Raw genomic sequence first — 14,167 nt, forward strand, 5'->3', positions numbered from 1 at the left:
CCATGAATCCCATTACCATGAAGCTCGTCGTCGATGATCTGATTCTGCAGGCTCTGCGCGAGGACATTACGTTTGAGGACGTGAGCACGGCGAGCGTGTGTCCCACGGCGCGCCCCGCCACGGTGGAGCTTATCGCCAAGGCCGACGGCATTATCGCCGGCTTGGATGTGTTTGCCCGCACCTTTGAGCTGCTGGATTCGCAGAGCTCGGTGCTGCTCGACGTTGCCGATGGCGACGAGGTGCATGCCGGCGACCACGTGGGTCAGGTGCGCGGCGATGCGCGTGTGCTGCTTTCGGGCGAGCGCGTGGCGCTCAACTACCTGCAGCGCATGAGCGGCATCGCTACCTATACGCACAGCATGGCCGCGGCGCTCGAGGGAACCAAGACCGTGCTCGTCGACACGCGCAAGACCACACCGGGCATGCGCGTGTTTGAGAAGGCGGCGGTTGAGATTGGCGGCGGCAGCAACCACCGTTACAACCTGTCGACGGCCGTCATGCTCAAGGACAACCACATCGATGCCGCCGGTGGCGTGACGCGCGCGATCGAGATGGCGCGCGCCCATGCATCGTTTACCACGACGGTCGAGATCGAGTGCGAGAATCTGGACATGGTGCGCGAGGCCGTGGAGGCCGGCGCCGACATCATCATGTTCGACAACATGACCCACGACGACATGGCCGCCGCCATCGAGCTTATCGCCGGCCGTGCCAAGACCGAGTGCTCGGGCAACGTGGACGCCAGCAATATCCGCGCCCTGGCTGATCTGGGCGTTGACTTTATTAGCTCGGGGGCGTTGACGCACTCTGCGCCGATTCTCGACCTCTCGCTTAAGCACCTGCGCCTGCTGGACGGTAAATAATGGACGCCCGTGAGCGTCGCCGTGCCATCATGGCCGTGCTCGAGGGAGCCAAGGGACCCGTATCGGGCAGCGCGCTTGCCCGCGAGGTGGGTGTGAGCCGCCAGATTGTCGTGCAAGACATCGCTCTGCTGCGCGCCGACGGGCACGATATCGTGGCGACCAATCGCGGCTACGTGCTGCAGGAGGCCCCCAGCAGCCCCGCCGTGCCCACGCGTCTTGTTAAGGTGCGCCACAGTGTGGAGCAGGCGGGCGACGAGCTTACGAGTATCGTCGACGCGGGTGGCGCCGTGCTCAACGTGATCGTCAACCATCGTGTGTACGGCAAGATCACGGCCGACCTGGACATCCGCAATCGTCGCGATGTCGAGCGCTATCTGCGCGATATCGAGAGCGGCAAGAGCTTTCCGCTGCTTACGGTGACGAGTGGCTATCACTTCCATCGCATTGCGGCGGAGGACGAACAGACCCTCGACGAGATCGAGGCGATGCTCAAGGAAAAAGGCTACCTAGCAGACCTGATGCCCTACGAAGACGATTTGTCCTAGTCGACGCCGCATCTATAAGTTGCGGTGAAATAGTTCCTAAAATCGGCATCCAAGACATAAAACAGGAACTATTCCACCGCAACTGCCAAGGGTCCCGCTCCAAATTAGCTGCCCACACATGCAAAAGGAGGCCTCCGCGGCGATGCGGAAGCCTCCTTTTTTGTGCACGGTGTACTTTTGAGTGTGCAAGTGGGGAGTTGTTACTCCTCGACGATCTCGGTGATCGCGCCAGCGGGGCAAGCGTCCTGGCAAGCGCCACAGGCGACGCAGGAGTCCTCGTCAGCGACGGTAGCGACGTCCTGGAGCTCCAGAACGCCAGCGGGGCAGGAGTCGACGCAAACGCCACAAGCGATGCACTCGTCGGCATCAATTACGGGATGAGCCATGGTAGTTTCCTCTCTGTTGACCGACGCTACAGGCGATGCGCGCCGGTTTGATTCGGGCAAAAACATACCACGGGAGCGACCGTTTGCAATACCCTCTGGCCGGCATCTTCATACCGTTCGCCGAGTATGCCAAGGTTTACTAAAAAACGCGCAGGTGGGGCCGTTGAGCTGCGTAAATGTTAGCTAAAGGTGACTTGAAATATAGGGCGATTGAGCGTGCTTGCGGAAACCGCATCCCATTATTTTGTCGAAAAATGGGTTGCAGTTTCCGGTTAGGCCCGCTAGCGGAAAATGCGAGCCGGTATCAGCTCTCAAAACGGGATACGGTTTCCGGTTGAGCCTTCAGACGGAAACTGCGACCCGGAATCCACGCTCAAACCGGGATGAGCTTTCCGCAAGACGGCCCCCAGGCACCCCCGGACGCAAACCTCAGCCATCTCTACATAGATCTCGATAGATTTGCCGAGAACTCAAACAGTGCGTCTACCTGCGTATTTGCGAACCTAAACTCTCGGCAATAAGAAATCTTATATGAATTGACTTAGATTTTGTATATTCCGGCCCATAAGGGGATACACTACATCCTGAAAGACAAGCTGAAACACCGACTCGGCAGACCGCCGAGTCGGTGCAAACGCACAAGAGAGAGGGAATTTCTAATGGGCAAGATTCTTGGTATCGACCTTGGTACTACTAACTCCGCTATGGCCGTTCTCGAGGGCGGTTCTCCGACCATTATCGTGAACGCCGAGGGCGACCGCACCACCCCGTCCGTCGTGGGCTTCCGTGCCGACGGCGACCGCGTCGTGGGTAAGGCCGCTAAGAACCAGGCTGTCACCAACCCCAAGAACACCGTGTTCTCCATCAAGCGCTTCATGGGCCGCAAGTACTCCGAGTGCACCTCCGAGATCAAGACCGTGCCGTACGAGGTCAAGGAGGGCCAGGGTGGCCGTGCCGTCGTCGACATTGAGGGCAAGGATTACACAGCCGAGCAGGTGAGCGCCATGACGCTCGCGAAGATGAAGGCCGACGCCGAGAAGTATCTGGGCGAGACCGTCACCGACGCCGTCATCACCGTCCCGGCCTACTTCAACGACGCCCAGCGTCAGGCCACCAAGGACGCCGGTAAGATCGCCGGCCTCAACGTCAAGCGTATCGTCAACGAGCCGACCGCTGCTGCTCTTGCCTATGGCCTGGACAAGCAGGGCACCGACCAGCGCATCCTGGTCTTCGACCTGGGCGGCGGCACCTTCGACGTCTCCATCCTCGACCTCGCCGACGGCGTGTTTGAGGTTCTGTCCACCTCGGGCGACAACCACCTGGGCGGCGACGACTGGGATCAGCGCGTCATCGATTGGATGGCCGATAAGTTCCAGCAGGAGAACGGTGTCGATCTGCGTCAGGACCCCATGGCCCTGCAGCGTCTGAAGGAGGCCGCCGAGAACGCCAAGAAGGAGCTCTCTGCCGCCCAGCAGACCACCATCAACCTGCCGTTCATTACCATGAACCAGTCCGGCCCGCTGCACCTCAACTACACGCTGACCCGCGCCGAGTTCGAGAAGATCACCCGCGACCTGCTCGAGCGCTGCAAGCAGCCTGTCACCAACGCCCTGCGCGACGCCAAGCTTAAGCTCTCCGATCTGACCGAGGTCATCCTCGTCGGCGGCTCCACCCGTATGCCCGCCGTCCAGGAGCTCGTCAAGACCATGACCGGCAAGCAGCCCAACATGTCCGTGAACCCCGACGAGGTCGTTGCCGACGGCGCTGCCGTCCAGGGCGGCGTGCTCACCGGCGATGTCGAGGGCATCCTGCTGCTCGACGTTACCCCGCTGTCGCTGGGCGTCGAGACCATGGGCGGCATCATGACCAAGATGATCGACCGCAACACCACGATCCCGACCTCCAAGACCGAGGTCTACTCCACCGCTGCCGACAACCAGACCAGCGTCGAGATCAACGTGCTCCAGGGCGAGCGCGAGCTTGCCCGCGACAACAAGTCGCTCGGTAAGTTCCAGCTGACCGGTATCCCGGCTGCCCGCCGCGGCGTGCCGCAGATCGAGGTCACCTTCGACATCGACGCCAACGGCATCGTCAAGGTCTCCGCTAAGGACAAGGGCACCGGCAAGGAGCAGCAGATCACCATTTCCGGTTCCACCGCTCTGTCCGACGACGAAGTCGATCGTATGGTCAAGGACGCCGAGGCTCATGCCGAGGAGGACAAGAAGCAGAAGGAAGAGGTCGAGGTCCGCAACCAGACCGACAGCCTGTGCTACTCCACCGAGCAGACCCTCAACGAGCTGGGCGACAAGGTTTCCGCCGACGTGAAGTCCAAGGCCGAGGCCGCTATCGCCGACGCCAAGAAGGCGCTCGAGGGCTCTGACGTCGAGGCCATCAAGGCCGCCGGCGAGTCCCTGCAGTCCGTGGCCTACGAGCTGGCCCAGGTTGTCTACGCCGACGCTCAGCAGCAGACCGACGGTGCCGCCGGCGCCCAGCCTGCCGACGATGACGTCGTCGACGCCGACTACGAGGTTGTGGACGACGAGGACAAATAATCATGTCCGCCCGTAAAGCTCGCACGGAGGCGGCCGCCGCTGGCGCCGCCCCCGTTGACTCTGAGGAGAAGGACGTGAAGATTCCCGTAGAGGCCGCAGACGATACCGAGGCCAACGAGGCCGAGGCCGCCGAGGCTGCCGAGAACCAGGTAGAGGATTCCAACAAGGAGGCGACGATGACCGAGGACGAGATGGTGGAAGCCGCTATCCGCGCCGGTGAAGAAGCCGCCGACAACGACTTTAAGCTCAAGTTCGAGCAGGCTCAGAAAGAGCTTGCCGACGTGCGCAATGAGCTCGATGCTGCGGCAGAGGCTCAGAAGGCCGCCGAGGACAAGGCAAAGGACGCCACCGAGCGCACCGCCCGTCTGCAGGCCGACTGGGAGAACTTCCGTCGCCGCACCGCCAACGAGCGCATTGCCGAGCGCGAGCGCGCGACCGAGAAGCTTGTCACCGCGCTGTTGCCGGTGATCGACGATATCGAGCGCGCGATCGACCATGCCCGCAGTCAAGAGCTTTCCGACGACTTTAAGCAGTTCGTCGACGGCGTCGATGCGGTTCATGCCAAGCTGCTCGATGTGTTTGCGCACGAGGGCGTTGAGCCCATCGACCCCAAGGGCGAGGCGTTCGATCCGCTCGAGCATCAGGCTGTGGGCCGCGTCGAGGACGCATCGCAGTACGACGAGACCGTCAACGACGTGTACCAGAAGGGCTACCGCATGGCGGACCGCATTCTGCGTTCCGCGATGGTGACGGTGACCTACGGTGGCGAGAAGCGCCCCGCACCGGAGCCCGAAGCGGCGCCCGAGGATGCTACGGCCGATACGGCCGAGAGCACCGAGGAGTAATTGAGAAGGGCCCCGGGGCAACACCCGGGGCCCTTTCTGGCCTAGTGCCATATGACAGCATGAGCCGTCGTCTGCATGGGCGGCGGACGTAACAGGAGAGGAGCTACGATGGCTGCAGGCAAAACCTTCTATGACATCCTGGGCGTATCCAAGAGCGCCTCCGACAAAGAGATCAAGAGCGCGTTTCGCAAGCTCGCGCAAAAATATCACCCCGATGCCGGCGGCGACGAGGCCAAGTTCAAGGAGATCAGCGAGGCCTACGAGACGCTTTCGGACGAGAAGAAGCGCAAAGAGTACGACCAGATGCTCATGTTTGGCGGTATGCCGGGCGCGGGCGGCGCGTATGGCGGCGGCTACGGTGCCGGCGCGGGCGCCAGCGGCTGGGGCGATATCTTCGACAGCATCTTTAGCGGCAACGGCGCCTGGGGCAGCGATTGGGGCTCGGGCTTTGCCGGGGCTGCGGGCGCTGCCGGTGCCGGCGCTGGCCGCAGCCGCGCTCGCAAGGGCGGCGACCTGTCGCTGACCGTTGATGTGACGGCCGAGGACGCGTTTCGCGGCGTAACGCACAAGGTCACCTATCGCATTCCCTCGACGGGCGAGCAGCAGACCATTACGGTCTCGGTGCCTGCGGGCGCGGTCGACGGCGGCAAGCTGCGCTACAAGCGTCGCGGCGAGTACGGCGTTGCCGGCGGCGAGCGCGGCGACCTGGTCGTGACCACGCACGTGGAGGAGCACCCGCTGTTTAAGCGCAAAGGCGCCGACGTGACCATGGAGGTACCGATCTCGGTCTACGAGGCGGCGCTCGGCTGCACGGTGGACGTGCCCACGCCCGGCGGGGCGACGGTCCGTTTGAAAGTGCCTGCGGGCACCCAGACGGGCAAGAAGTTCCGCTTTAAGGAGATGGGTGCGCCCGACGTTAAGCACCGTGGCCGCACAGGCGCGCTACTCGTCGAGATCAAGGTACAGGTTCCCACGAACCTATCCATTGACGAGCGCGATGCCATGACCAAGCTGCGCGAGGCCGACACGCGCGACTACCGCGAGAAGGTCAATCGTTACAAGGCGACGTACTAGGGCGGTCGCGGCGCACGCCCACGCCCGCGGGCTTATGATGGACGATAACGAGACGGAAAGGGGTCAGGTAGCATGGCCGAGGACAATAGGAACAAACCGCTGTACATGATCAGCGTGGCGGCCGAGCTGACCGGCATGCATCCGCAGACTCTGCGCGTCTACGAGTCCAAGGGCCTGGTGAACCCCCAGCGCTCGGGCGGCAACACGCGTCTGTATTCGCGTGCCGATATCGAGCGCCTGGAGCTCATCAACCAGCTGACCGACGAGGGTATCAACCTTGCCGGCGTGGTGCGCATCCTCGATATGAAGGAGCGTGCCGAGGAGCGTGAGCGCGAAAACGAAAAGCTCCGTGCTCGCGTGCGCCAGCTCGAGGACGAGCTGCACGAGTACAAGATGCAGAAGAAGATCACTGCCTTAGCCCCGCGCGACGGCTCAGTCAACCCCGAGCAAGTCATGCGCAAGCTTTTGGGCGCAGGCGGGGATCTCTAGGTTACGCCGTTCTGCCGAACGGCGTAACGGCTCGACGCTGCGCGACGTCCAGGGCGACAATTTGTCATTCAAAAGGCAAGGCATGACCAGAAGGTCTATGCCTTGCCTTTTTCATGCCAACTTGTTCGCCCTGGACGTCGCTCGCTGTCCGTCCTCTACCTGCGGCGTTGCCTTGCTCCGGATACGGTAGGGTAGTCATTGGGGACGTTCTTAAATGACTGGTCAAAGGGGACATTCTTGCGGCACTTGGCAGTTGGGGACGTTCCTTTTGTGCCGGCACTTTGGGACACTCCTTGTCAGAAGAGTGATGCAAGGTGCTCGTCCTTTACTTTACTGAGATAAAGTGAACGTGCAGATTCGTAACCCACTCGCAACCGTTCTATGGCACGATATTGAACGAATGTATGCTATGCGCCCGAGCCTTTCGGGCAGAGTGGGAGACAGTATGGTTAAGCTGTACGAGGACGGCATCTACCTGCGCGGTGGCAGCGAGGTTGTGCCTGCGGCCGAGGTTGCCGAGCGCGGTATTACGCAGACGCCCGAGGATGCCAAGCGCGGCACCATCGCGTATTCGATCCTTCAGGCACACAACACGTCCGGCGACCCCGAGGCGCTCAAGATTCGTTTCGATGCCATGGCGAGCCACGACATCACCTTTGTCGGCATCATCCAGACGGCGCGCGCCTCGGGCATGGAGCAGTTCCCACTGCCCTACGTGCTCACCAACTGCCACAACTCGCTGTGCGCCGTGGGCGGCACTATCAACGAGGACGACCACGTCTTCGGTCTCTCGGCTGCCAAAAAGTACGGCGGCATCTTCGTTCCGCCCCATATCGCGGTCATCCATTCCTTTATGCGCGAGAACTTCGCCGGCTGCGGCAAGATGATTTTGGGCTCCGACTCGCACACCCGCTACGGCGCCTTGGGCACCATGGCCGTGGGTGAGGGCGGCGGCGAGTTGGCCAAGCAGCTGCTGCGTGACACCTACGACGTCGCCTATCCCGGCGTTGTCGCCATCTACCTCACGGGCGCCCCGCGCCCCGGCGTCGGCCCGCACGACGTGGCGCTCGCCATCATCCGCGCCGTCTTTGCCAAGGGCTACGTCAAGAACAAGGTCATGGAGTTTGTGGGCCCCGGCATCGCGAGCATGACGACCGACTACCGCAACGGCGTCGATGTCATGACCACCGAGACCACCTGCCTGTCGAGCATCTGGGCCACCGACGAGGACACGCACGCGTTTTTGACCATGCACGGCCGCGGCGACGACTACCGCGAGCTCAAGCCCGCCGATGTCGCCTACTACGACGGCTGCGTCGAGGTCGACCTGTCGAGCATCAAGCCCATGATCGCGCTGCCGTTCCATCCTTCCAACGGCTTTGAGATCGACGAGCTCAACGAGAACCTCGAGGACATCCTGCACGAGGTGGAGCTCGAGGCCGCCAAGATCGGCGAGGGCAAGACGCACTTTAGTCTGCTCGACAAGATCGTCGACGGCAAGCTGCACGTGCAGCAGGGCGTTATCGCCGGCTGCTCGGGCGGCAACTACGACTCCGTGGTCCAGGCCGCCCGCGTGCTCAAGGGCGCCAACACCGGCTGCGGCGAGTTCTCGCTGTCGGTCTACCCCACGAGCCAGCCCGTGGCACTCGAGCTTACACGCCGCGGCTATATCTACGACCTTATGGAGGCCGGCGCGATCGTGCGCACGGCATTCTGCGGCCCGTGCTTCGGCGCCGGCGACACACCCGCCAACAACGGCCTGTCCATCCGCCACACCACGCGCAACTTCCCCAACCGCGAGGGCTCCAAGCCGGGCAATGGCCAGCTGAGCGCGGTGGCCCTGATGGACGCCCGCTCCATTGCGGCGACGGCTGCCAACGGCGGCGTCCTGACGCCAGCGACCGACCTGCCCGAGGAGACCTGGGACGAGGCCTGCGAGTATACCTTTGACGACGCGCCGTACAAGAAGCGCGTGTACTGGGGCTTTGGCAAGGCTGAGCCGGCCGACGAGCTGGTCGAGGGCCCCAACATCAAGCCGTGGCCCGCGATGGAGCCTCTCGGCGACGACATCCTGCTCAAGGTGTGCTCCAAGATCATGGACCCGGTCACTACGACCGACGAGCTCATTCCCTCGGGCGAGACGAGCTCCTTCCGCTCCAACCCGCTGGGTCTGGCCGAGTTTACGCTCAGCCGTCGCGACCCTGCCTACGTGCGCCGCTCCAAGGAGGTCGACGCGGTGGAAAAGCGCCGCGTTGCCGGCGAGGCAGCGGGCGACCTGGTGGCACTCGATGCCGAGCTTGCCAGCGTGTTTGAGGCGCTGACCGGCGCGGGTGTCGCGGCCGATGCCAAGGCGACTGAGTACGGCTCCATGCTCTATGCCAAGAAGCCCGGTGACGGTTCTGCCCGCGAGCAGGCCGCGAGCTGCCAGCGCGTAATTGGCGGCCTGGCCAACATCGTCCACGAGTACGCCACCAAGCGCTATCGCTCCAACGTGATGAACTGGGGCATGGTGCCCTTCCAGATGGAGGCCGAGCCCAGCTTTGAGGTGGGCGACTACGTCTTTGTGCCGGGTATCCGCGCCGCGCTCGATGGCGACCTGAAGGGCATCGCCGCCTACGTGGTGCGCGCCGATGGTGCGGTCGAGCAGATTGAGCTCTACATTGCCGATATGACGGCAGAGGAGCGTGCCATCGTCAAGGCTGGCTGCCTGATCAACTACAACAAGTTCAAGGCAGCTGCCGAGTAACGCACTTAATTGTCCGCCCGGGGCCACACCTTTCCCTCGTGCTCACGCGCTTCGCGAGGGTCGCCCGAGGGAAAGGTGTGGCCGGGGCTACCGCGACGTTCTCGTTGGGTCTTGAGGGGCGCTAATAATTGACCGGGACCACCACAAAGTTGCCTGCCCGGCGGGACCTTATTTCGATGGGGTCCAGGTTATTTCATCGTCAAATAGCCAAGTGCGTGACGAGCCACTGTTGCGCGCTGTCTGCGGATCGGGCTCGCAAGTTTGTTCGTAGGCATCTTCGGTACACCGATCCATAAAATCGACGACTGCCGTCTGGTCGCCCTCCATGACGTAGATTACGTCGCCATCCGAGATATAGACCCCCGGTCCTTCATTGTCCACGTAACCGGGGTCGTATGAGACGTTGCACAATCTGCTCCCGTTTGCCGCATCGAGCTCAAGGGTCGAATAATACCCGCCAACCATTTGGCCATTCTTGGCTCGATATATTGCGGCGCCGTACCATCGCTTAAACGTCTTGCCTTTGAGTAAACTGGTTGCCTTGCCGATAAGCTGCTCATCTTGGGTATAGCGCGTGGCTCCAAGTTCGATTCGGGGATAGTTACTGACCCCAAGCGCTGCGGGCGTACCGTCGAAATCGACGGTGATTGAATCGGGTTTGATGATATCGGTGAGGATTTCGATGGGGTAGCTTACGGTTTCAACCGCCGCCTGCGTTGCCGAGGCGGGGAGAAATGCGAGATAGATAATGCCCACGCCGACTGCGGTAATTGCAAACGCTAAGACGAGCAGGCCGATATAGGTGGAGCGTTTCACGGCGGGTACCTCGCAAACAGTATGCATTCATTAAGATAAGTGATACCAGCTTACGACAATATTCAAAAGAAAGCGATCGATCGAAATGACGGGGTGAAAAGGCCCTATTGGGCTTCGATTTGACCTCTAATAGAAATATTTGCCCCACTCATTCTGGGCGTGAGGTCAATAATTGAGTCCACGAGTTTTGAGCGATACTCTTCTCACTAAACTCACTATTTTCACTATAAGCACTATAAATATGATAGGGGGACGACGAGAACAATGTGACGTGCGATAGCTAAGCCGTTTAAGCCGGACTCTGACCTTGAATCTCTGCCTCTATCTGTGCGAACGGGCTATTGTCGGTTCTCGATTCCATCGCTGCGTTTTCGTTGGATCTTGAGGGACGCTAAGAAATGGACTTGCTTGATGCCGCCTCTGTTATCGGGGCGGCTTCTTTTTGTCGAAAACCGCCACAAAGGGGACAGGCGCCTTTGTGGCGGCTCGATTTGTCTTAATCTGTAACACCTTGGCCGCTAAAAGTGGGCCTGGTGTTACAGATTTAGATTTTCGATTCGGGTGTCTTCTGTTCGTCTCGATTTGTAACAGATAGAGCTCTATTTGCCGAGTAGATGTTACAGATTGAGACAAACGGGTGCCGCTGAACAATTCGTCTCGATTTGTAACATCTGGAGCCAGAAACGGTCGATAGATGTTACAGATTTAGACGGTAGCGCACCTGTGCGGCGGCGGGCCGACATCTTTACCCCTATCTTTCAATCACTCAGAAAATCTTATATATAGAGACTTAGATTTGTGTATAAGATCGCGCAAAGCTGGCAACAATACTTCTCGAACAACGTGAAGCCGCCCCGTAGGGCGGCCACCCCAAGAGAGGTGATTCCATGAGAATCGATAAGCTGGCAATGACGTCGCGCGAGGCGCTGCAGACCGCCATGAGCACGGCTGCCGATGCGCAGGCCGGCGCGGTGGAGCCGATTCATCTGCTGTCTGCCCTGCTCGGTGCCGGCGAGCGCAATATCTCCGTGATCATCGAGCGCATCGGTGCCGACCCGGCTCAGCTCGCACGCTCCACACAGGATGCCATCGACCACGTGCCCAAGGTTTCGGGCGAGGGCCAGCAGATGGGCCTGTCCAACGAGCTCGTCCGCGTCATCGAAAAGGCCGAGAAGAAGGCCACCAAGATGGGCGACAGCTTTGTGGTGACTGAGCATCTGCTGATGGCGCTTGCCGAGGACAAGGGCGAGGCGGGCCGCGTACTGCGCGACGCCGGCGTCACCAAGGAGCGCATCGAGCAAGTCTACGAGGAGCTGCGTGGCGATGACCGCGTGACGTCTGCCGAGGACAAGACTCAGTTTGAGGCACTGGAGCAGTACGGTCGCAACATCTGCGATCTGGCCCGCGCCGGCAAGCTCGACCCGGTCATCGGCCGTACCGATGAGATTCGCCGCACCATCCAGGTCCTGTCCCGTCGCACCAAGAACAACCCCGTGCTCATCGGTGAGCCGGGCGTCGGCAAGACGGCCATCGTCGAGGGCATCGCCCAGCGTATCGTGGCCGGCGACGTGCCGAGCACCCTGCGCGACCGCGACCTTATCGAGCTCGACATGAGCGCGCTGGTCGCCGGCGCCAAATACCGCGGCGAGTTCGAGGACCGCTTGAAGGCCGTGCTCAAGGAAGTGCAAAAGTCCGAGGGCAAGGTCATCCTGTTCATCGATGAGCTCCACACCATCGTGGGCGCGGGTGCCACCGAGGGCTCCATGGACGCCGGCAACATTCTCAAGCCGGCGCTTGCCCGTGGCGACTTGCACGCGATCGGCGCGACCACGCTCGACGAATACCGCAAGTACATCGAAAAGGATGCGGCGCTCGCGCGTCGTTTCCAGACCGTGATGGTGAGCGAGCCTACCGTCGAGGACACCATCTCGATCCTGCGTGGCCTCAAGGAGAAATACGAGATCTTCCACGGTGTGCATATCACCGATAGCGCGCTCGTGGCAGCTGCCGACCTCTCCGATCGCTACATCGCCGACCGCTTCCTGCCCGACAAGGCCATCGATTTGGTCGATGAGGCGGCAAGCCGCCTGCGCATGGAACTCGACAGCATGCCGGTCGAGATCGACGCCACCACGCGTCAGCTCACTCAGCTGCAGATCGAGGAACAGGCGCTCATGAAAGAGACCGATGACGCCTCCAAGGAGCGTCTGGAGGCCCTGCGCCAGGAGATTGCCGAGGTCCAGGAAAAACTCAACGTGCAAAAGGCCGGCTGGCTCAACCAGAAGAACGCCATTGACCACGTGCAGGAGCTTAAGAGCCAGCTTGACGAGGCCAAGAGCGAAGAGGAGCGCGCGACGCGTAACGGCGACCTGGGCCGTGCGTCCGAGCTGCGCTATTCCGTGATCCCGGGTCTGCAGCAACAGATTCAGGATTCCGAGGCTGCGCTCGAGGCACAAAAGCAGCAGGACGGCGAGGGCCTCAACGAACAGGTGACCTCCGATGAGATCGCCGAGGTCGTGAGTGCCTGGACCGGCGTGCCCGTGTCCAAGATGATGCAGGGCGAGCTCGACAAGTTGAAGGGCTTGGAAGGTGAGCTGCATAAGCGCGTCATCGGCCAGGACGAGGCCGTCTCCGCCGTCGCCGCAGCTGTGCGCCGCAGCCGTGCGGGCCTCTCCGATCCGGACAAGCCCATTGGCAGCTTCTTCTTCCTGGGCCCCACCGGCGTGGGTAAGACCGAGCTCGCCAAGGCTCTAGCCGAGTGCCTGTTCGATGACGAGCGCGCACTCGTGCGTATCGACATGTCCGAGTACATGGAGAAGTTCAGCGTCCAGCGTCTGATCGGTGCGCCCCCGGGATACGTGGGATACGACGAGGGCGGCCAGCTCACCGAGGCCGTGCGCCGTCGTCCGTATTCCGTGATCTTGCTCGACGAGATGGAGAAGGCTCACCCGGATGTCTTCAACGTGCTGCTGCAGGTGCTTGACGACGGCCGTCTGACCGACGGTCAGGGTCGCCAGGTGTCCTTCAAGAACACGATCATCATCATGACGTCTAACGTGGGCTCCAAGGCTATCGCTGAGCTTTCCGGCAAGGACGAGGAGGAGATGCGCCATCAGGTCGACGCGGCCATGGCTCAGACCTTCCGCCCCGAGTTCCTCAACCGTATCGATGATATCGTGGTGTTCCATCCGCTTGGCATGGCGCAGATCGAGAAGATCGTCGACATTCAGCTCGCCGACGTCCGCGCGCGTCTGGCCAAGGAACGCATGACGCTTGCCATCACCCCGGCGGCCAAGCAGCTGCTCGCCGTGGGCGGCTTGGACCCGGTCTTTGGTGCCCGTCCGCTCAAGCGTCTGGTGCAGCGTGAGGTTGTCGATGCCATCGCAGCGGCCATCATCGACGGCACGGTGCGCGAGGGCGATCAGGTGACGGTCGATGTCGACAAGGACGGCGGCTTTACCGTCGTGTGCGATAACACGCCGGCGGCCACCTACGAGGTTCCCGACGCCGAGTAGATTTTGGGCAATGCCTTAAAATCTGCCAGTCGTCTCTAAACGCCAAGGGCGGTGGATCCAATCGGGTCCGCCGCCCTTTTTCGTGCGACAATCGATGATGTTGAGCGGATGCGATGCAAGGAGCTATGCAGATGAAAGACGAGAACAAGACGAACGCACCGGCGGCTGAGATAGCGTCCGCCGCACCAAAGCCCGCGCCGAAACCGGCACCCAAGCCGCGCGACCCCTACATCCGTGCCGAGAACGAGGACGATGACGGCTACGATCCCTACAGCGACCGACGCCCCGAGCGCGAGCCGATGTTCGAAGCCGATCCGTGGCGCTGAGTGCCACCCA

The 14,167-nt window shown here is 61.5% G+C and carries 11 protein-coding genes; 9 read left to right on the plus strand and 2 right to left on the minus strand.

The features are described 5' to 3' along the window. Nucleotides 1-2 precede the first annotated feature (2 nt). Nucleotides 3-863: a carboxylating nicotinate-nucleotide diphosphorylase gene (nadC, locus tag RX395_RS04020; RefSeq protein WP_117793939.1), complete on the plus strand. Its 861-nt coding sequence runs from the start codon at nt 3-5 to the stop codon at nt 861-863. Next, entirely contained in the window at nt 863-1,408 is a 546-nt protein-coding gene (locus RX395_RS04025; RefSeq protein WP_316365645.1) for a transcription repressor NadR, read from the plus strand. The genes nadC and RX395_RS04025 overlap by 1 nt, the downstream gene beginning before the upstream one ends. 200 nt (nt 1,409-1,608) lie before the next feature. On the opposite strand, the gene RX395_RS04030 is transcribed toward RX395_RS04025, so the two are convergent. Further along, entirely contained in the window at nt 1,609-1,860 is a 252-nt protein-coding gene (locus RX395_RS04030; RefSeq protein WP_158564522.1) for an indolepyruvate ferredoxin oxidoreductase subunit alpha, read from the minus strand. A gap of 593 nt (nt 1,861-2,453) precedes the next feature. On the opposite strand from RX395_RS04030, the gene dnaK reads away from it, so the two are divergent. From dnaK to RX395_RS04055, 5 genes are all read left to right on the plus strand, one after another. Next, nucleotides 2,454-4,346 (plus strand): molecular chaperone DnaK, encoded by a 1,893-nt coding sequence (gene dnaK, locus RX395_RS04035; protein WP_006235214.1) that lies wholly within the window; start codon nt 2,454-2,456, stop codon nt 4,344-4,346. Between the two features lie 2 nt (nt 4,347-4,348). Continuing rightward, complete coding sequence (locus RX395_RS04040; RefSeq protein WP_118267368.1) at nt 4,349-5,191, plus strand: nucleotide exchange factor GrpE; 843 nt, start codon at nt 4,349-4,351, stop codon at nt 5,189-5,191. 108 nt (nt 5,192-5,299) lie between these two features. Then, nucleotides 5,300-6,265, plus strand: coding sequence for a DnaJ C-terminal domain-containing protein (locus RX395_RS04045; protein WP_316365649.1), 966 nt, complete (start codon nt 5,300-5,302; stop codon nt 6,263-6,265). 72 nt (nt 6,266-6,337) lie between these two features. Continuing rightward, nucleotides 6,338-6,754, plus strand: coding sequence for a heat shock protein transcriptional repressor HspR (locus RX395_RS04050; protein WP_006235210.1), 417 nt, complete (start codon nt 6,338-6,340; stop codon nt 6,752-6,754). A 445-nt stretch (nt 6,755-7,199) separates the two neighbouring features. Beyond that, nucleotides 7,200-9,500, plus strand: coding sequence for a hydratase (locus RX395_RS04055; RefSeq protein ID WP_316365652.1), 2,301 nt, complete (start codon nt 7,200-7,202; stop codon nt 9,498-9,500). A 168-nt stretch (nt 9,501-9,668) separates the two neighbouring features. Here the strand turns inward: RX395_RS04055 and RX395_RS04060 are convergent, their stop codons facing one another. Continuing rightward, nucleotides 9,669-10,316, minus strand: coding sequence for a hypothetical protein (locus RX395_RS04060; protein WP_260699699.1), 648 nt, complete (start codon nt 10,314-10,316; stop codon nt 9,669-9,671). 887 nt (nt 10,317-11,203) lie between these two features. On the opposite strand from RX395_RS04060, the gene clpB reads away from it, so the two are divergent. Both clpB and RX395_RS04070 read left to right on the plus strand, forming a co-directional pair. Then, complete coding sequence (gene clpB / locus RX395_RS04065; protein ID WP_316365656.1) at nt 11,204-13,831, plus strand: ATP-dependent chaperone ClpB; 2,628 nt, start codon at nt 11,204-11,206, stop codon at nt 13,829-13,831. A 125-nt stretch (nt 13,832-13,956) separates the two neighbouring features. Beyond that, complete coding sequence (locus RX395_RS04070; RefSeq protein WP_117746527.1) at nt 13,957-14,157, plus strand: hypothetical protein; 201 nt, start codon at nt 13,957-13,959, stop codon at nt 14,155-14,157. Nucleotides 14,158-14,167: the final 10 nt, after the last annotated feature.

Source organism: Collinsella aerofaciens (assembly GCF_032584215.1).
In the GTDB taxonomy this organism is placed as follows: Bacteria; Actinomycetota; Coriobacteriia; order Coriobacteriales; family Coriobacteriaceae; genus Collinsella.

Excerpts from the sequence above, each read along its gene's own strand:
- RX395_RS04070 (WP_117746527.1), top strand. The coding sequence starts at position 13,957 with ATGCAGATGAAAGACGAGAACAAGACGAACGCACCGGCGGCTGAGATA.
- clpB (WP_316365656.1), top strand. The coding sequence starts at position 11,204 with ATGAGAATCGATAAGCTGGCAATGACGTCGCGCGAGGCGCTGCAGACC.
- RX395_RS04025 (WP_316365645.1), top strand. The coding sequence starts at position 863 with ATGGACGCCCGTGAGCGTCGCCGTGCCATCATGGCCGTGCTCGAGGGA.
- RX395_RS04055 (WP_316365652.1), top strand. The coding sequence starts at position 7,200 with ATGGTTAAGCTGTACGAGGACGGCATCTACCTGCGCGGTGGCAGCGAG.
- RX395_RS04040 (WP_118267368.1), top strand. The coding sequence starts at position 4,349 with ATGTCCGCCCGTAAAGCTCGCACGGAGGCGGCCGCCGCTGGCGCCGCC.
- RX395_RS04045 (WP_316365649.1), top strand. The coding sequence starts at position 5,300 with ATGGCTGCAGGCAAAACCTTCTATGACATCCTGGGCGTATCCAAGAGC.
- RX395_RS04030 (WP_158564522.1), bottom strand. The coding sequence starts at position 1,860 with ATGTTTTTGCCCGAATCAAACCGGCGCGCATCGCCTGTAGCGTCGGTC.
- dnaK (WP_006235214.1), top strand. The coding sequence starts at position 2,454 with ATGGGCAAGATTCTTGGTATCGACCTTGGTACTACTAACTCCGCTATG.
- nadC (WP_117793939.1), top strand. The coding sequence starts at position 3 with ATGAATCCCATTACCATGAAGCTCGTCGTCGATGATCTGATTCTGCAG.
- RX395_RS04050 (WP_006235210.1), top strand. The coding sequence starts at position 6,338 with ATGGCCGAGGACAATAGGAACAAACCGCTGTACATGATCAGCGTGGCG.